Here is a 17,600-nt window from a genome sequence, read left to right on the forward strand (position 1 = left end):
CATGGACTTGGCCTCCCACACTGCCAAATCCGTGCACTATGACGTGTCGGCTATGTCCCCGAACACCCGTCGGTCATGTCCCCGGGCTGAACACTCGACCGGGCGATCCAGTATTCCAGAGACGGCAATGATTGAACCGAAAGGCCGCGGCGTACTGGATTCCCCGCTTTCGCGGGGAATGACAGTGGCAGTTGGAGGACGAAGCCGATGCCCAATACTCCGTCATTGCGAGCGCAGCGAAGCAATCCAGAATCCCTCTGCGGAAAGACTCTGGATTGCTTCGTCGCAAGAGCTCCTCGCAATGACGGCGTTGAAGCAGTTGCGCTCCCCGAATTCGTCTTGGCCTGGTGCCGCCCAGAGTGTTAGGCGGCACGCCGGCTAAATATTCGGCAATCGTGCCCGCGGCGCCGATGGACTTGACCGCTGCAATCCGGTTCAATGGGGCCAATCGAGTTTCCAGGCGACAATGATGTCGAGATATCTGCTGGTCCTGCTGCTGATCGCCTCACCGGCGGCGGCGCAAGTGAAGATGACGCCGAAGACCACGGCGGCGCATCCCGACCCCTGTGCCCCGATCGGGCGTACCGCGGACGGCAAGCTGGTCTACTCCATGAAATGCGAGACCCTGCCGGCGCCGCCCCCGCCGCCGCAGGCGGAACTGAAGGAGGTGCCTCCGACGGCGACCGCGGAGCCGGAGCCGGAGGTCCGGCGGAGCGGCATTTTCGGCTGGTCCTACGACCGTAGGTGAGGGCCGCGCCTCTTGCGCGAAGCCCGATGGAATGCTCTTTGCCGAGGAATCCACCGTGGGGCCCATCACCCCCGACCCAGAGAGATGAGATGAGCAAACTCGTTATCCGCGCCGGCGATTTCACCTTCGATGCCCGCTTCGAGGAGCAGCTGGCGCCCAAGACGGTCGCCGCGTTCCGCAGGGCGCTGCCGTTCGAAAGCCACATCATCCATGTGCGCTGGAGCGGCGAGGGGGTGTGGATGCCGCTCGGCGACCTCGATTTCGGCGTCGGCTACGAGAACCACACGAGCTATCCCGCGCCCGGCCAGATCATCCTTTATCCCGGCGGCATCAGCGAGACCGAGATCCTGCTCGCCTATGGCGGCGTGCACTTCGCGAGCAAGATGGGCCAGCTCGCCGGCAACCATTTCATCACGCTGACCTCGGGGCTGGACAATCTGGCAACGCTGGGCAAGAGCGTGCTGTGGAAGGGCGCGCTCCCGATCCGCTTCGAGGAAGTCTGAGTGACTGAGACCCGCTACCCGCGCGATCTCCGCGGCTACGGCCGCAACCCGCCGCATCCCGAGTGGCCCGGCAATGCGCGGGTCGCGGTGCAGTTCGTCGTCAATTTCGAGGAAGGCGGCGAGAACAACATTCTGCACGGCGACCGCGCCTCGGAAGCCTTCTTGTCCGATGTGCTCGGCGCGCAGCCCTGGCCGGGCCAGCGCCACGCCAACATCGAATCGATGTTCGAATATGGCTCGCGCGCCGGATTCTGGCGGCTATGGCGCATGTTCACCGCGCGCAACTGGCCGACCACCGTGTTCGGTGTCGCGACCGCGCTGAAGCGCAATCCGGAAATCGTAGCTGCGATGAAGGAGGCGGGCTGGGACATTGCCAGCCACAGCCTGAAGTGGATCGAGCACAAGGACATGACCGAGGCGCAGGAGCGCGCCGAGATCGCGGAAGCGATCCGCGTCCATACCGCGGCGACCGGATCGCCGCCGCTCGGCTGGTACACCGGACGCTCCTCGATCAACACCAACCGCCTCCTGATGGAGGAGGGCGGCTTCCTCTATCTCTGCGATTCCTATGCGGACGATCTGCCCTATTGGGTGAAGGGCGCGAACGGCAAGCAGCTCATCATTCCCTATACGTTAGACGCCAACGACATGCGCTTCATCAACCCGCAGGGGTTTGCCGAAGGCGAGCAGTTTTTCACCTATCTGAAGGATGCCTTCGACGTGCTCTATGCTGAAGGGCAGACCGCGCCGAAGATGATGTCGGTCGGCTTGCACTGCCGCCTCGCCGGCCGGCCCGGCCGCGCTGCGGGGCTGATGCGCTTCTTGGATTACATCGGCAAGCACGAGCGCGTCTGGGTGCCGACGCGATTGCAGATCGCGCAGCACTGGCACGACAAGCACGCGCACCTTGCGGCCGATGCATTCGAGATCGGGTGAGAGAGGATGTCGCAGATCTCGCTGGCCGATCTCAACGCTGCAAGCAAAACCGATTTCGTCGCGGCGCTCGCCAACGTCGTCGAATATTCGCCGTGGATCGCCGAGCAGCTCGCCGGAAAGCGACCGTTCGCCGGCATCAACCAGTTGCACGCTGCGCTGATGGCGGCGATCCAGAGCGCCGAACCCGACGTGCAATTGGCATTGATCCGGGCGCATCCCGATCTCGCCAACAAGACCCAGCGCGCCGCCGGCCTCACGGCGGAATCGACCGACGAGCAGAACAGCGCCGGCCTCGACCGGCTGTCGGAGGCCGAATACGCCGCGTTCGAGCGCGTCAACACCGCCTATCGCGACAAATTCGGCTTCCCCTACATCGTCTGCGTGCGCCGTCACACCAGGGATTCCATCCTGCGTGACTTCGAGACGCGGCTGCTCAACATCGTCAAGACCGAGATAAGGCGCGCAATCGAGGAGATCGGCCGCATCTCCGCGTTGCGGCTCGATCAGCTCGTCATGGCCGACGACAAGCTGAAGGTGCACGGCCGGCTGTCGACGCATGTGCTCGACAATCACACGGGCAAGCCTGCGCGGGGCATCCCGGTTGAACTGGTCGAGCTCGCGAGCCTCGGCGAGAGCCGCGTCATTGCGCGCACTGTCACCAACGCGGACGGCCGCACGGATCAGCCGCTGATCGGCGGTCGCCCCTTGCCGATCGGCCGCTACGAGCTCAGGTTCAGCGTTGCCAGATATTACGCCGAGCGTAACGTGCCGTTATCCGCCCCGCCGTTCCTCGACGAGATCCCGCTGCGTTTCGCCGTCAGCGAGCCGGAGGGGCACTATCACGTTCCGCTGCTGGTCACGCCATGGAGCTATTCGACCTATCGCGGCAGCTAGAGCATGTAGGTTCGGCGGGCTGTCCGTGGTTCACCTCTCCCCAAAGGGGAGAGGTCGGATTGCTGTGGCGCGCAATTGCGCGCCTGAGCAATCCGGGTGAGGGGCTGCGGCGCTCAGTGAGACCTAAACCCCTCACCCGGACCGCATCTTCGATGCGCTCCGACCTCTCCCTACGGGAGAGGTGAACCGAACCATCCCGCTCTAGCCACCGAACTTGTCGAGCAGCGCCGGAAACAACCGGTCCGGCTTGAAAGGCGGTGCGGTGAAGCGGATGCCGGTGGCATCGGCAATGGCGTTGCCGAGCGCGGCCGCGACCGGATTGTACGGACTCTCGCTCATCGACTTCGCGCCCAGCGGTCCGATCGTGTCGGACGTCTCGGCGAAGAACACCTCGGTGCGGGGCACGTCAGCGAAGGAGGGCAGGTGGTAGTCGCGGAACTTCGGGTTGGTGACGCGGCCGTCTGCGTCGATCACCATCTCCTCGTAGAGCGCGGCGCCGAGTGCCTGCGCGACGCCGCCCTCGACCTGTCCGCGGCATTGCATGGGATTGGCGACGACGCCGGCGTCCGCCGCCTGCACGCTCCTGAGAATCCTGAGCTCGCCGGTGCCCTTGTTCACGGCGACGCGAAGGCCCTGCACGTTGAAGCCGACCGAGCGCGGAGTGCCGGCGGAATTGCCGGTGCCTGCGAATGGCTGCCCGCGGTCGCGAGCGAGCTTTGCCAGCTCTACAAAGGACATGCGCCGCACGCCGCTGACGACGGCGTCAGCTTCGAGCGCGCAGCTCCCGGCATCGGAGAGCCACGCGTCCGCAGCCGCCGCCTTCAGCTCGGTCGCAAGCTGAAGGGCCGCCGCATGCGTCGCCTTGCCCGCAACGAACATGCCCGCGCTGCCATAGGCGCCGGTGTCGTGGCCGCCATGGGCGGTGTCGGACTGGCGCAGTTGAATCCTATCGACGGTGGTCGCCAGCGTCGTCGCCGCGATCTGCCGGTGCACCGTGCTGGTGCCGTTGCCGAACTCGGCGGTGCCGACGGTAAGGTCGAACCCGCCGTCATCGCGCAGCACGATCATGGCGTCGGCGAGGTGGCCCGCCGGCGGCGCCGTGTCGATCATGGTCAGCGCGACGCCGTCGCCGATCAGCCACTCCGGCGGCAGCTCCGGCTGCGGGCCATCGGCCTGCATCGCGCGCTCGACGAGGTCGAGGCACTGGTCGAGCCCGTAGGAGCCATAGTCGACGTCGTGAAATTCGGACGGTGGCGGCGACAGCATGGGATCGCCGGGCCTGACGATGTTGCGCCGGCGCATCTCATAGGGGCTGATGCCGAGCTGCTTGGCCAGCTCGTCGATCGCGGCCTCCACCGCGATCAGCGCCTGCGGCAGGCCATAGCCGCGAAACGCCCCCGCCGGCACCGTGTTGGTGTAGACGGCGGCGCCGTCGACCCGCTTGTTCGGGCAATTATAGACGCTGATGGATTCAGCCAGCGCGTGGAACATCACGGGCCCGGCGTGATTGCCGTAGGCGCCGGTGTTGGAGAGCACGTCGAGCTGGAGCGCGGTGAGCTTGCCGTCGGCATCGGCGCCGGCCTTAATGCGGACCCGCATCGGGTGGCGCGTCGAGGTCGCGATGAACTGCTCCTCGCGGGTCAGCTCCAGCTTCACCGGCCGCCCGGTCTTGAGCGCGGCGAGCGCCAGAATGTCCTCGACGAACATCTCCTGCTTGCCGCCAAAGCCGCCGCCGACGCGCTCGCAGAACACGCGGACTTTGTCCATGGGAAGCTTGAAGATATCCGACAGCGCACGCCGGGTCAGGAACGGGACCTGCGTCGAGGTGCGGACATTGAGCACGCCGGCGTCATCGAGCCAGGCGAGGCCGCCATGGGTCTCCAATGCGGCATGCTGCACACGGTGACTGTGGAAGGTGCCCTCGTAGGCGACGGCAGAGGTGGCGAGCGCAGCCGCGACGTCGCCGAATTCGCCATGCGTCTCCGCGACGAGGTTGCGCTGAGCATCAGTGACCCGGTTCGCGGTGGTGCGACCAGGATGAATGACGGGCGCGCCAGGCACCATCGCCTGCTCTGGATCGATCAGCGCAGGCAGGATTTCGTAGTCGACCCTGAGCCGCCGGCACGCCTCCTCGGCGGCGGCTTCGCTCTCGGCGACGACGGCCGCAACCTTCTGGCCGATGAAGCGGACGACGTCATCGAGGATGCGGGTGTCCTCGGGATCCATCCACTCCTTCTCGTGCCGCGCGGTCGACATCAGGACCGGCGGCGCATCCTCATGCGTCAGCACGGCGTGCACGCCCGCGACGCGAAGGGCCTCCGACGTGTCGATCGCAACAATCCTGGCGTGCGCGTGCGGCGAGCGGAGCAGCTTGATGTGCAGCAGTCGGTCGATGGCGGTATCGAAGGTGTAACGCGCCTTCCCGCGCACGATGTCGGGACCTGCGGGGGCAGGCAGGCTGCGGCCGAATGCGGCGCCAGCCTCGACGCTCGCCTCGACATTGGTGTTGCCGAGGATCGCATCCTCGATCGAACGATAACCGGTGCAGCGGCAGATATTGCCCTTCAACGCTGCGCCGAGATCGGTGCGCTGCGCCTGGTTCAGCGAGGCGCAGGTCAGGATCATGCCGGCGGTGCAGAAGCCGCATTGAAAGCCTTGCGCATCGAGGAACGCCTGCTGCATCGGATGGGCGCCGTGGTCCCCACCGAGGCCTTCGATCGTGGTGACGCTGCGTCCCTCGGCGCGGAACGCCGGGATCAGGCAGCTATGCACCGGCTCGCCATCCAGCAGCACGGTGCAGGCCCCGCAATCACCGGCATCGCACCCCTTCTTCACCCCAAAATGGCCGAGCTCGCGCAGAAACGTGCGCAGGCATTGGCCGGCGCGCGGCTCTTGCGAAAACGCCTTGCCGTTGATCTCGAAGCTCATGACGGCACTCCGCCCAGGAGCTCGCCGCGGATCTCCTCGGCGAGCCGCAGCGTCATGTGCTTGCGCCAGAGCGGCTTGCCATGGATGTCGGTATGGTACAGGTCGTCCGTGATCTGCTGCGCGATCACATCGCGGAGCGCGCTTGCGTCGGGGGCCTTGCGGAAGGTTAGCTGGATCGGCCGCACCGTCGATGCGGTAACCGTTAAGGTCAGCGTGCCGTCCGGATCGAGGCTGCCGATCAGCAGCGCCGCCGAGCGGCCGACAGGCGCCAGCGAGACCTGGCGAAAGGCGGTGCGGCGCCTCAATGCGGTAATCGGGAGATCGATCTGCCGGATCAGGTCGCCCGGCGTCAGGCGGTTGCGCTGGTTGCCGGTGACGAAGTCGGCGACGGAAATCCTCTGTTCACCACCGCCGGCCTTCCAGATGGTGCAGGCGCCGTCGAGCGCCGAGGTGAGCGAGATCATTGGTCCCGCCGGCAGCGACATGCAGAGATTGCCGCCGACCGTTGCCGTCTTCCAGATCTTGAACGAAGCAAGGAAGGCCCGACAGCACTGGCCGATCAGCGGTGCTGCGAGCCAGTCGGACGGGCAGGCGAGACCGTCGAGCTCCGCGATAGTGCAGGTGGCGGCGATGCTGAGATGGCTCGCGGTGACCGTCAGCGCCGGCCATTGCAGGTCGGTGAGATCGATCAGCCGCCTCAGATGCGTTTGCGGCTCCGAGAACAGCCAGGTGCCGCCCGCGAGCCAAGCATCACCTGCCGTCCAGGCAGGGAGTTGCGCGCGTGTTTGCGGATGGGCGACTGCTGTGATGGTATTCAAATCCATGGCTGCGCCAACGCTTCCGCCGGGTGAATCGGACAAGAGAAAGTCTTGCAAGACCGGAGCCAAGTCGCAACAACAAGTCGCAGCCAAGAACGCGATCGGACCGGCCGCCGCCTTGCAGGCCTGCCGTCAGCGGAGGTGAGGAGAAGCAGGATCATGACCGACGCAAGTCCGATCTGGATCAGGGATCCCCTGGCCATCCTCGCCGATGGGGCCGAGCGCGGGGTCGTGGTGAAGGATGGCCGGATCGTCGAGCTGGTGCCGGCCGGCGGGATGCCCGCGACTGCAAATATTGCGGTGTTCGATGCAGGCGACCACGTCGTGCTGCCTGGCCTGATCAACACGCACCATCACTTCTACCAGACACTGACGCGGGCCCTGCCGGCGGCGATGGATCGCGAGCTGTTTCCCTGGCTCCAGGCGCTCTATCCGGTGTGGGCGAAGCTGACGCCGGAGGCGCTGGAACTCGGCGTCACCGTGGCGATGTCCGAGCTGCTGCTGTCAGGTTGCACGACGACGACCGATCATCACTACGTCTTCCCGGCAGGTCTCGAGGACGCCGTGGATATCGAAGTGGCGGTGGCGCAGCGGCTCGGTATGCGCGTGCTGCTGACGCGCGGCTCGATGAACCTGTCGCAACGCGACGGCGGCCTGCCGCCTGATAGCGTCGTGCAGGACGAGGACACCATCCTCGCCGACAGCGCGCGCGTGGTCGCCAAGCATCACCAGCGCGGCGCAGATGCGATGGTGCAGATTGCGCTGGCGCCGTGCTCGCCATTCTCCGTGACGACCTCGCTGATGCGCGCCACCGCCGAGCTCGCCGACAAGCTCGATGTGCGCCTGCACACCCATCTCGCCGAGACCGAGGACGAGAACAAATTCTGCCAGGAGATGTACGGCTGCCGCCCGCTCGATTATCTCGAGCAATGCGGCTGGCTCAGTGCGCGGACCTGGCTCGCTCACGGAATCTTCTTCAACGCCGAGGAGATGAAGCGGCTCGGCAAGGCCAGGACGACCATCAGCCATTGCGCGTGCAGCAACCAGCTGCTGGCCTCCGGCTGCTGTCCCGTCTGCGAGATGGAGGAGGCCGGGGTCGGCATCGGTATCGGCGTCGACGGCTCGGCCTCCAACGACGGCTCGAACCTGATGCAAGAAGTGCGTGCCGCCTTCCTGCTACAACGAGCCCGCTACGGCGTGACGAAGGTCAGCCACAAGGACGCTTTGCGCTGGGCCACCAGAGGCTCGGCGGCGTGCGTCGGCCGGCCCGAGCTCGGCGAGATCGCCGTCGGTAAGGCCGCCGATCTCGCGTTGTTCAAGCTGGACGAGCTGCGCTTCTCCGGCCATGGCGATCCCCTGGCCGCATTGGTGCTGTGCGGCGCGCATCGGGCCGATCGAGTGATGGTGGCGGGAAAATGGGCCGTGGTCGACGGCGCGATCCCGGGCCTCGATGTGGCGGACCTCATCCGCCGCCACAGTTCGACGGCGCGGAGCATGCAACTGGGATAAAAGAGGGGGCAGCCACAAGTGCCGGGTGCTTCTGGCCACCCCCTCCGAACCTCCTCCGGGAGGAGCAGGTGATCTGGTCAAAGCAAGAAGCGTGCTACTTGCCCGGCAGCTTGTCGTCGATGCCCTTGACGTAGAAATTCATACCGAGGACCTGGCCGTCATCGAGGTGATCGCCGCCCTTGCACTCGACCGGCTTGCCATCCTGCCCAACGATCGGGCATTTGAACGGATGCAGCTTGCCTGCTGTGATCGCGGCCTGGGCATCCTCGGCCATTTTCTTCACGTCGTCAGGCATGTTGGTATAGGGCGCCATCGCGAACATGTGGCTGTCGAGGCCGCCCCAGGTGTCCTCGGACTTCCAGGTGCCGGCGAGCTCGGCCTTGACGCGCTCGATGTAGTAGGGGCCCCAGGTGTCAAGGATCGAGGTCAGCTGGGTCTTGGGTCCGAACTTGATCATCTCGGAGTCCTGGCCGAAGGCGAGCTTGCCGCGTTCGCTGGCGATCTGCATCGCGGCTGGCGAATCCGTGTGCTGCATGATCACGTCGGCGCCCTGGTCGATCAGCGCCTTGGCGGCGTCGGCCTCCTTGCCCGGGTCGAACCAGGTGTTGGCCCAGATGATCTTGACCTTGATGTTCGGGTTGATGGTCTGCGCCGCCAGAACCGTCGCGTTGATGCCGGAGACGACCTCCGGAATCGGGAACGAGCCGATATAGCCGAGCACGCCGGACTTCGACATCTTGGCCGCGATCAGGCCTTGAATGTAGCGGCCTTGATACCATTTGGCCGAATAGGTCGACATGTTCGAGTTGCGCTTGTAGCCGGTGGCGTGTTCGAAATGCACGTTCGGATACTTCTTGGCGACCTTCAGCGTCGGATCCATGTAGCCGAAGGAGGTCGTGAAGATCAGCTTGTTGCCGGCGCGAACGAGCTGCTCGATGGAGCGTTCGGCGTCGGGACCTTCGGGCACGTTCTCGAGATAGGTGGTCTCGATCTTGTCGCCCAATTCCTTCACCAGCGCCTGCCGCGCGAGATCGTGCTGATAGGTCCAGCCGAGGTCTCCGATCGGACCCAGATAGATGAAGCCGACCTTCAACTTGTCGGCGGCGGAGGTTGCACCGACGCTCCCGGCAAGCAAAAGCCCGGCAGCCAGCGCAAGAAGTGATTTCCTCATCATCAATCTCCAAACATCAGGGGAAAGCCACGATCCGCAACGCGCGCGCCCCATCGCGCACGCTCCGGAAATGAAAAACTCAGCGGTCGGGCACGAACACGCTGCCGAGCGCGGCGGGCGCGGTCGAGCCGCCAGTGCGCGCGCGGGAGAGCAGGACCAGGACGATGACGGTTGCAAGGTACGGCAGCGCCGACATGAACTGCGAGGGGATGCCGACGCCCCAGCCCTGCGCATGCAGTTGCAGGATCGTCACCGCGCCGAAGAGGTAAGCGCCGACGACGAGCCGGCCCGGCCGCCAGGACGAGAACACGACCAGCGCCAGCGCGATCCAGCCGCGGCCTGCGGTCATGCCGGGAATGAAGAACGGCGTATAGGCGAGCGGCAGATAAGCGCCCGCCAGCCCTGCGCAGGCGCCGCCGAACATCACGGCGAAGGTGCGGATGCGCAGCACGGGATAGCCGAGTGCATGCGCGGAGGCATGATTGTCGCCGCAGGCGCGCAGGATCAATCCCGCGCGCGAGCGGTACAGGAACCACCAGACGCCAACGATGAGTGCGACCGAGAAATAGACAAAGGCGTCCTCGCCGAACAGCACCCGGCCGATCAGGCGGACATCCGTAAGGCCGGGAATGGTGAGGTGCACTGCCGGCGTGATGCGCTCGCCGACGAAGCCGGCGCCGATCAGGCCGGAGAGTCCGACGCCGAGGATGGTCAGCGCGAGACCCGTTGCGACTTGGTTGACGGCGAGCCCGAGCGTCATCAGCGCGAAGATGAGCGACATCAACGTGCCCGCCACAATGCCGAACAGCGCACCAATGAAGATCGAGCCGGTCAGCCAGGCGCCGGCAAAGCCGCAGGCCGCGCCAACGATCATCATGCCCTCGACGCCGAGATTGAGCACGCCGGAACGCTCGGTCACGAGCTCGCCGGTCGCCGCGATCAGCAGCGGCGTCGACGCGGCGAGCACCGCCAGGATGATGGCCTCAACCAGCTCCACGGGTCACCTGTCGGTTCGCGAAGATCAGCTTGAAGCGGTAGAGGATGAGGGAATCGCAGGCGAGCACGTAGAACAACAAAATGCCCTGGAAGATCTTGGTGACGTCCAATGGGATCTTCATTGCGATCTGTGCCTGCTCGCCGCCGATAAAGGTCAATGCGAGGAAAAGGCCTGCAATTAATATTCCAAGCGGGTTCAGCCGGCCGAGAAAGGCGACGATGATCGCAGTGAAACCGTAGCCGGGCGAGATGCCGGGTTGGAGATGCCCGACGGGTCCTGCGACCTCGATGATGCCGGCGAGGCCTGCCAGCGCGCCGGAGACCGCGAAGGTGAGGATGATGAGCTGGTCGGCATTGAAGCCGCCGAACCGCGCGGCGCGAGGCGCGGCTCCAACCACGCGGATCTCAAAGCCCTTGATGGTGCGTGCGAGCAGGATCGCTGCCGCTGCGACGACGAGCAGGGAGATGATCGAGCCGAGATGCAGCCGGCCGCCCTCGATCAGCAGCGGCACCGTTGCCACCGGATCGAACTCCGCCGTGGTCGGGAAGTTGAAGCCGTGCGGATCGCGCCAGGGGCCGCGCACGAGATAGTCGAGGAAGAGGTCGGCGACATAGACCAGCATCAGGCTGGTCAGGATTTCACTGGCGCCGAACTTCACCTTGCAGATCGCGGGGATCAGCGCATAGAGCGCACCTGCGGCGGCGGCGAGCACGAGCATGGCCGGCAGCACCCAGCCGCCGGCATCGGTGCCCTGCGTTTTCACCGCAATCCAGCTTCCGGCGACCGCGCCGATCAGGAATTGTCCCTCGGCGCCGATGTTCCAGGCATTGGCGAGATAGCAGAGAGACAGCCCGATCGCGATCATCACCAGCGGCGTGGCCTTCACCGCGATCTCCTGGAGTGAATAGCCATCTGTGAGGGGCGCGATGAAATAGGCATGCAAAGCGAGCAGCGGATTCTTGCCGAGGATCGCGAACAGGATGACCATGGTCACGATCGCGAGGCCGATCGCGATCAGCGGCGAGATCAGCGCGATCGTATTGGAGCGTTCGGCGCGCTTCTCAAGCACCAACTGCATGCGTGACCTCCTTCGGCTCCAGGCTGCTTCCGCCCATCAGAAGACCGAGCTTTTCGCGGCTCGCCTCGCTGGCGGCGAGCGGAGCCGACAGCCGGCCGTGAAACATCACGGCGATGCGGTCGGCGATCTCCGTGAGCTCGTCGAGATCCTGGCTGGTCACGAGCACGGCGGCGCCAGCGGTTGCGAGATCAAGCAGCGCCTGGCGGATCACGGCGGCCGCGCCGGCGTCGACGCCCCAGGTCGGCTGGCTCACCACCAGCACCGCCGGATTGCGCAGGATCTCGCGTCCGACGATGAATTTCTGCAGATTGCCGCCGGAAAGGGATGCTGCTTCCGGATCGCGCCTGGACTTGCGGACGTCAAACGCTTCGGTCGCGCGGTCGACGGTCTTCAGCGTGGCCGCGGTGTCGATGAAGCCGTGACGGACCATACCGCTGGCGGCATGCCCGGTGAGCAGCGCGTTCTCCGACAGCTTCATGCGCGGCGCGGTGCCGTGGCCAAGCCGCTCCTCGGGCACGAAGGCGCCGCCGAGCTTGCGCCGCTGCGTGATCGAGAGGTGGCCGGCGGCGATGCCCTCGATCACGACGGTGCCGGGGTCCTTCGACAGGCGCTCGCCGGAGAGTGCGGCGAACAGCTCGTCCTGGCCGTTGCCGGCGACGCCGGCGATGCCCAAGATCTCGCCGCCCTTCAGCTCGAACGAAATGTGCTCGAGACGTACGCCATGCGCTTCGCTTGGAGAGAGCGAGAGATCGTTGACGACGAGACGCGGCACGGTGGTCTTGCGGCCGGATGCGGCCTTCACTTCCTTGATCTCGGCCCCGACCATCATGCGCGCGAGCGAGGCGGCGGTCTCGCGCCGGGGATTGCAGGTTTCGACCTTCCTGCCGCCGCGCAGGATCGTTGCGGTGTCGCAGAGCCGCTTCACTTCCTCTAACTTGTGGCTGATGTAGAGGACGGCGCGACCTTCGGCCTTGAGCCGCTCCAGCACGATGAAAAGCTGGTCGGCTTCCTGAGGCGTCAGCACTGCGGTGGGTTCGTCCAGGATCAGGAATTTCGGATCCTGCATCAGCGCGCGGACGATCTCGATGCGTTGGCGCTCGCCGACCGACAATTGCCAGACCTCGCGTCGGGGATCGAGCGGCAGTCCGTAGGTCTTCGAGACCCGCTCCAGCCGCGCCGACATGTCCTTGAAGGATTCTTGCCCGTCGAGACCGAGCGCGACGTTCTCGGCGACGGTGAGATTGTCGAACAGCGAGAAATGCTGGAACACCATGCCGATGCCGCGCCTGCGCGCGTCCGAGGGACCGGACAGCACTAGTCGTTCGCCCTGCCAGTGAATCTCGCCGGCGCTGGGCTGGATCAATCCGTAGATCGCCTTGACCAGCGTCGACTTGCCGGCGCCGTTCTCGCCCAGCAACGCGTGGATTTCCTTCCGCCGGATCTCGATGTCGATGGCATCGTTGGCGCGGAAATCGCCATAGCGCTTGGTGAGCCCGATCGCCTGAAGCAGAGGGGGCTCGCCGGAATGCAGGCCGTTAGGCGTCTGATCTAACATTCGCTGATGCGCTGGCATGGATGAAGTGCCTCAATTGTGGGCTAGTTTGAGCCGCCGCGTAAGATGTGAAAAAGCGTCATCCCTTGCTCAACGCTGCGGCAGGTGCGGCGGTGCCGGTTGAGTCGTTCCGCGCTTTCGAGCGCAAACATGGACAGCGGAAGCAATCGCGGCTTCGAGCCGCGCCTGTTGCAAATTTGTGACGGTTCAAACCAAATCGGAACCCGCTGTGCAGGCTTGACGCCATGTTGAGCAATCATGCGTCGGTCCGTCCATCGCTTGCAGCGGAGCGGTCGCAACGGCTGCTCCAACTCGGCGTCGCATCGGGGCGCGATCAGAAAATCCGAATAAAAACAAACGGGAATGTTCGGCAATAGCGATCCCTTGCCTCTCGTGCTCACTGCGCGCGGGCACTCTGCAATCTCCTCCATGACTCGTCGTGTGCTGCCGAAACAAGCGGCACGCCGTGTGAAAAGTTGAGGCTTCTCACTCCGGAAGATCGGCGCAAGTGTCGCACCCAGGGGACGTTCATTTTTACGTGTCCAAACTTGGGGGTATTCAGGATGTCGTTTCGTTACACGGCAATGGCAGCAGCGGCGCTGTCACTTGCTACGCTGGCCACCGGTGGCCTGGCTCAAGCGGCGGATCTGCCGGTCAAGGCGTTCAAGAAGGCGCCGGACCTTCCGTTCTTCCTGGTCATCGATAACCGCGTCACGTTCTCGTACATCTTCAACGCCTCGCAGCCGGGCGCGTGGTCATTCCGGCCGGATGGATCGATCAACAGCAAGACCACCAAGCAGGTCTATTCGTTCACCCATTTCGACCTCTGGGCATACGGCACGAACTTCTTCACGATCTCCATGTTTAAGTCGGATCACAATGACCCGGCGGGGCCCTGCACCAACGCTGGCACGATCTTCGGCGCGCCGGCATCCTGCGCCGGTGCGACCGAAATCTATGGTCTGTTCCGCTCGACCTTCGGCTGGAACGAGCTCTTCAACACCAAGGCTTTCACCGCGGGGCCGCTGCACAACATCTCGTTTGAAGTCGGCATGGATGCCAATACCGAGAACAGGTATTTCGGCGCTGCCAAGCGCGACGTCGTCGGCGGCCTGCAGTTTGCGTTCGACCTGCCCTACAAGGGCTACATCAACGTCGCGCCGCTGGTCTATTGGGAGTTCGCCAACCACAACTCCTTCAGCCAGTGCGGCCTGTTCGGTCCGGGCGTTCCCGGAGTGACGTGTCTCGCGGACGGCAACACGTCGTTCAAGCCAACCTGGGCTGTCGAAGTCAATTACTACATGGACCTCGGCTTCCTGCCGCCGAACATGCAGTATTTCTCGATCAGCGGCCGTGCCGGCTGGTACGGCAAGAAGGGCACCGACACCGAGCCGCTTCCCTACAGCCCGGCGAATGGCGTCTACAACACGGCGGTCGAGTTGAATTCGGAACCCATCCGTCTGACCTTCGATGCCTCGAAGGCAGCCTGGGGGGACAAGTACTCTCACTTCGTGGACGTCTGGGTGGCCTACCGCTACTGGCAGAACAAGTTCGGCCTCGATCACAACCTTGCCGTCGGCTGTACCACGGCCGTCGGTGGCCGGACGGTGAGCACCGGCTCCTGCACCGAGTCCTCGCTCTATTCCGGTATCACCGTGAAGTTCTAATCACCTGACGCTCTGCAGGTGAAAGACGATGGCGCCGCGTCAAACCTCCGCGGCGTCATCTCCTCTTGGATGTGCTGCTACTTCGTCCACGCGCCCTCGTGCAACGCTTCGGCCTCATCCTCCAGCAACGGCCCGAGCACCTCGGTCGGCCGCTGCCCGCTGGCAAAGACCTCGCGGCAGGGCAGGTCGAGCGTCGGATTCTCCGGATGGTTGCCGGTGACGCCGCGCAGGCGGTGCTCGCTGAGACCGTAGACCACGCGGCCGATGCCGGCCCAGTAGATCGCGCCGGCGCACATCGCGCAAGGCTCGGCGGAGGCATAGAGCGTCGCCTTCGCCAGCACTTCGCGACTGAGCGTGCGGCAGGCCTGCGTGGCCGCGAGACGTTCGGCATGCGCGGTGCCGTCGTGATCCGGCATGTAGCCGTTCTCGGTCTCAATCAGCACGTTGCCATCCGCATCGACGACGATGCAGCCGAAGGGATGATTGCCATGGGTGAGGGAGCGGCGGGCGATCGCCAAGGAGAGGCGGAGGAAGTGCTCGTCCTGCTCGGATGCGCCGCTCATCGCTGCTCCCTGGTCAGTGCCCCGCCATGTGCCGGCCGACCACGGTGAGGTCGGCCTCGCTGGTCCGTGCTTCATACACGAATTCGCCGTGGAACATCACCACCAGCCGATCGGACAGTTCGAGCAATTCGTCGAGATCCTCGCTGACGAGCAGCACGGCGGCGCCGCGGTTGCGGGCGGCCATGATCTCGGCGTGGATCTGCGCCACCGCTGCGAAGTCGAGGCCGAAACAGGGATTGGCCGCGATCAGTACCTCGACGTCGCTGCCAAGCTCGCGGGCGAGCACGGCACGCTGCACGTTGCCGCCGGACAACGCCGAGATCGGCGTATCCGGCGTGCGGGTCTTGATCTTGTATTGCGCAATCTTCGTCCTGGCGTCGTCTCGAAAGGCGCCGCGATTGAGCCACCAGCCGCCACGGGCGAAGGGCGCACGGTCGAATTCGCGGAAGGCGATGTTGTCGGCGACGCTCATGCCGCCCACGCAGGCGTTCTTCAACGGCTCCTCGGGCAGGAGCGACATCTTGTGGCGCCGCATCTCCTCGCGGCTGGCGCGGTAGGGATCGCCGGCAACACGGATCTCGCCGCTTTCGGCCTCGCGCTGGCCGGCCAGCACCTCGACCAGCTGGCGCTGGCCGTTGCCGGAGACACCGGCGATGCCGACGATCTCGCCAGCCCGCACAGTGAGCGAAACGTCATGCACGGCGACTGCGCCGGCGTCGTCGAGCGCGCGGAGCTTTTGCAGCTCGAGCCTGGCCTGGCCAGGCTTACCGGTGCGCGGTGGCTGCACCGTCAACTCCTCGGCGCCGATCATGGTGCGGGCCATCGCGTCCGGCGTGAGCTCGGCGACCTTGCCCGCACCGGCGAGCTTACCGCGGCGCAGGATCGTGACGTCGTCAGCGAACGCCATGACCTCGCGGAACTTGTGCGTGATCATCAGGATCGTCAGCTCACCCCTGACGACCATGTCGCGGAGCATGCCGAGCACCTCGTCGGCTTCCGCCGGCGTCAGCACCGAGGTCGGCTCGTCCAGGATCAGGAAGCGACGCTTCAGGTAGAGCTGCTTGAGGATCTCGCACTTTTGGCGTTCGCCGGCAGAGATGTCCGAGACTTTGGCGCCGAGCGGCACCTTGAAGGGCATGCGGCTCAGAAACGCCTCGAGCTCCTTCATCTCCTTCGGCCAGTTCACCACCGCCGGCACATCGTCGCGGGCCAGCACGAGGTTTTCCGCGACCGTCATCGCCGGCACCAGCGTAAAATGCTGGTAGACCATGCCGAGCCCGAGCGCGTGAGCGTCCTTCGGATTGCCGATCGCCTGCTCGCGCCCGCCGACGAGGATGTCGCCTTCGGTCGCGTGGTAATAGCCCATGATGCATTTGACGAGGGTCGATTTGCCGGCGCCGTTCTCGCCGAGCAGCGCGTGGAACGAGCCCGGCCGCACCTTCAGCTCGACATTGTCGAGCGCCAGGAAATCGCCGAAGCGCATGGTCATGGCGACGGCATCGACGCCGAAGGCGCCGGAGGGCGGTGGCGTTTCGCCGATGATCACGAAATCGCTCCGATGAAGGCGTGCGACGTCGAGACCGCGCCGAACACGCCGCCCTGCATCTTGATCATCTTCAGCGCGTGGTCGTGGTTGTTCTTGTCGGTCGCGCCACAGCAATCGTGCAGCAGCACGCATTCGAAGCCGCGATCGTTGGCCTCGCGCATGGTGGTGTGAACGCAGACGTCGGTGGTGATGCCCGTGAGCACGATGTTCTCGATGCCGCGTACCCGCAGGATCAGCTCCAGGTCGGTGGCGCAGAACGAGCCCTTGCCCGGCTTGTCGATGATCGGCTCGCCCGGCAGCGGCGCCAACTCCGGGATGATGTCCCAGCCGGGCTCGCCGCGCACCAGGATGCGGCCGCAGGGGCCGGGATCGCCGATGCCGGCGCCGATCTGGCGCGAGCGCCAGCGCTTGTTGGCCGGAAGATCGGACAGATCGGGGCGGTGGCCTTCACGGGTATGAATGATATGGAAGCCTTGGCTGCGCATCACTGCGAGCAGCTTCCTGATCGGCTCGATCGGTGCCCGTGTCAGCGAGAGGTCGTAGCCCATCTTGTCGACATAGCCGCCGATGCCGCAGAAATCGGTCTGCATGTCGATGATGATGAGCGCGGTGTTTTCGGGACGGAGGTCGCCGTTATAGGGCCAGGCATAAGGCTCGGACTTGATGTGCCGCTCAGGCATGATCTTGCTC

The 17,600-nt window shown here is 65.1% G+C and carries 16 protein-coding genes; 6 read left to right on the forward strand and 10 right to left on the reverse strand.

All coding sequences use genetic code 11. The features are described 5' to 3' along the window. The first annotated feature begins 469 nt into the window (after nucleotides 1-469). The 4 genes from BLV07_RS39260 to uraD all read left to right on the forward strand — a co-directional run bounded on the left by BLV07_RS39260 (nucleotide 470) and on the right by uraD (nucleotide 3,081). Entirely contained in the window at nucleotides 470-748 is a 279-nt protein-coding gene (locus tag BLV07_RS39260) for a hypothetical protein (RefSeq protein ID WP_176946057.1), read from the forward strand. Nucleotides 749-837: 89 nt separating this feature from the next. Continuing rightward, entirely contained in the window at nucleotides 838-1,251 is a 414-nt protein-coding gene (locus BLV07_RS39265; protein WP_091897095.1) for a DUF3830 family protein, read from the forward strand. Further along, nucleotides 1,252-2,187 (forward strand): allantoinase PuuE, encoded by a 936-nt coding sequence (gene puuE / locus BLV07_RS39270; protein ID WP_091897097.1) that lies wholly within the window; start codon nucleotides 1,252-1,254, stop codon nucleotides 2,185-2,187. Nucleotides 2,188-2,193: 6 nt separating this feature from the next. Next, on the forward strand, nucleotides 2,194-3,081 hold the full coding sequence (uraD, locus tag BLV07_RS39275; protein WP_091897099.1) for a 2-oxo-4-hydroxy-4-carboxy-5-ureidoimidazoline decarboxylase: 888 nt from the start codon (nucleotides 2,194-2,196) through the stop codon (nucleotides 3,079-3,081). Between the two features lie 201 nt (nucleotides 3,082-3,282). On the opposite strand, the gene BLV07_RS39280 is transcribed toward uraD, so the two are convergent. Further along, nucleotides 3,283-6,009 carry a molybdopterin-dependent oxidoreductase gene (locus BLV07_RS39280; protein ID WP_091897101.1) on the reverse strand — a complete coding sequence of 909 codons (2,727 nt, stop codon included), beginning with the start codon at nucleotides 6,007-6,009 and terminating at the stop codon, nucleotides 3,283-3,285. Then, nucleotides 6,006-6,833 carry an FAD binding domain-containing protein gene (locus BLV07_RS39285; RefSeq protein WP_091897103.1) on the reverse strand — a complete coding sequence of 276 codons (828 nt, stop codon included), beginning with the start codon at nucleotides 6,831-6,833 and terminating at the stop codon, nucleotides 6,006-6,008. Before BLV07_RS39285 ends, BLV07_RS39280 begins: the two co-directional genes overlap by 4 nt. A 153-nt stretch (nucleotides 6,834-6,986) precedes the next feature. Here BLV07_RS39285 and BLV07_RS39290 point away from each other — a divergent pair, with 153 nt between their 5' ends. Continuing rightward, nucleotides 6,987-8,336: an 8-oxoguanine deaminase gene (locus BLV07_RS39290; RefSeq protein ID WP_176946058.1), complete on the forward strand. Its 1,350-nt coding sequence runs from the start codon at nucleotides 6,987-6,989 to the stop codon at nucleotides 8,334-8,336. Nucleotides 8,337-8,430: 94 nt separating this feature from the next. Here BLV07_RS39290 and BLV07_RS39295 read toward each other — a convergent pair whose 3' ends face one another. The 5 genes from BLV07_RS39295 to BLV07_RS46940 all read right to left on the reverse strand — a co-directional run bounded on the left by BLV07_RS39295 (nucleotide 8,431) and on the right by BLV07_RS46940 (nucleotide 13,565). Beyond that, nucleotides 8,431-9,507, reverse strand: a complete 1,077-nt coding sequence (locus tag BLV07_RS39295) for a BMP family ABC transporter substrate-binding protein (RefSeq protein ID WP_176946059.1) — start codon at nucleotides 9,505-9,507, stop codon at nucleotides 8,431-8,433. 79 nt (nucleotides 9,508-9,586) lie between these two features. After that, the gene (locus BLV07_RS39300; RefSeq protein WP_091897112.1) at nucleotides 9,587-10,504 is read right to left on the reverse strand and encodes an ABC transporter permease; all 918 of its coding nucleotides are present in this window, start codon (nucleotides 10,502-10,504) and stop codon (nucleotides 9,587-9,589) included. Continuing rightward, on the reverse strand, nucleotides 10,491-11,582 hold the full coding sequence (locus tag BLV07_RS39305) for an ABC transporter permease (protein ID WP_091897115.1): 1,092 nt from the start codon (nucleotides 11,580-11,582) through the stop codon (nucleotides 10,491-10,493). Before BLV07_RS39305 ends, BLV07_RS39300 begins: the two co-directional genes overlap by 14 nt. Next, nucleotides 11,566-13,137 (reverse strand): ABC transporter ATP-binding protein, encoded by a 1,572-nt coding sequence (locus BLV07_RS39310; RefSeq protein ID WP_091897117.1) that lies wholly within the window; start codon nucleotides 13,135-13,137, stop codon nucleotides 11,566-11,568. The genes BLV07_RS39305 and BLV07_RS39310 overlap by 17 nt, the downstream gene beginning before the upstream one ends. 41 nt (nucleotides 13,138-13,178) lie before the next feature. Then, nucleotides 13,179-13,565 carry a hypothetical protein gene (locus BLV07_RS46940; RefSeq protein WP_143035647.1) on the reverse strand — a complete coding sequence of 129 codons (387 nt, stop codon included), beginning with the start codon at nucleotides 13,563-13,565 and terminating at the stop codon, nucleotides 13,179-13,181. 132 nt (nucleotides 13,566-13,697) lie between these two features. Here BLV07_RS46940 and BLV07_RS39315 point away from each other — a divergent pair, with 132 nt between their 5' ends. Continuing rightward, nucleotides 13,698-14,801, forward strand: coding sequence for a hypothetical protein (locus BLV07_RS39315; protein WP_091897120.1), 1,104 nt, complete (start codon nucleotides 13,698-13,700; stop codon nucleotides 14,799-14,801). A 77-nt stretch (nucleotides 14,802-14,878) separates the two neighbouring features. Here BLV07_RS39315 and BLV07_RS39320 read toward each other — a convergent pair whose 3' ends face one another. The 3 genes from BLV07_RS39320 to biuH are packed head-to-tail and all read right to left on the reverse strand — an operon-like array spanning nucleotide 14,879 to nucleotide 17,590. Then, nucleotides 14,879-15,364 carry a nucleoside deaminase gene (locus BLV07_RS39320; RefSeq protein ID WP_091897123.1) on the reverse strand — a complete coding sequence of 162 codons (486 nt, stop codon included), beginning with the start codon at nucleotides 15,362-15,364 and terminating at the stop codon, nucleotides 14,879-14,881. 13 nt (nucleotides 15,365-15,377) lie between these two features. Continuing rightward, nucleotides 15,378-16,910 (reverse strand): ABC transporter ATP-binding protein, encoded by a 1,533-nt coding sequence (locus BLV07_RS39325; protein ID WP_091897125.1) that lies wholly within the window; start codon nucleotides 16,908-16,910, stop codon nucleotides 15,378-15,380. Further along, complete coding sequence (gene biuH, locus BLV07_RS39330) at nucleotides 16,907-17,590, reverse strand: biuret amidohydrolase (protein WP_091897128.1); 684 nt, start codon at nucleotides 17,588-17,590, stop codon at nucleotides 16,907-16,909. Before biuH ends, BLV07_RS39325 begins: the two co-directional genes overlap by 4 nt. Nucleotides 17,591-17,600 lie beyond the last annotated feature (10 nt).

Origin of the sequence: Bradyrhizobium sp. Rc2d (genome assembly GCF_900099855.1) — a bacterium.
Classification (GTDB): domain Bacteria; phylum Pseudomonadota; class Alphaproteobacteria; order Rhizobiales; family Xanthobacteraceae; genus Bradyrhizobium.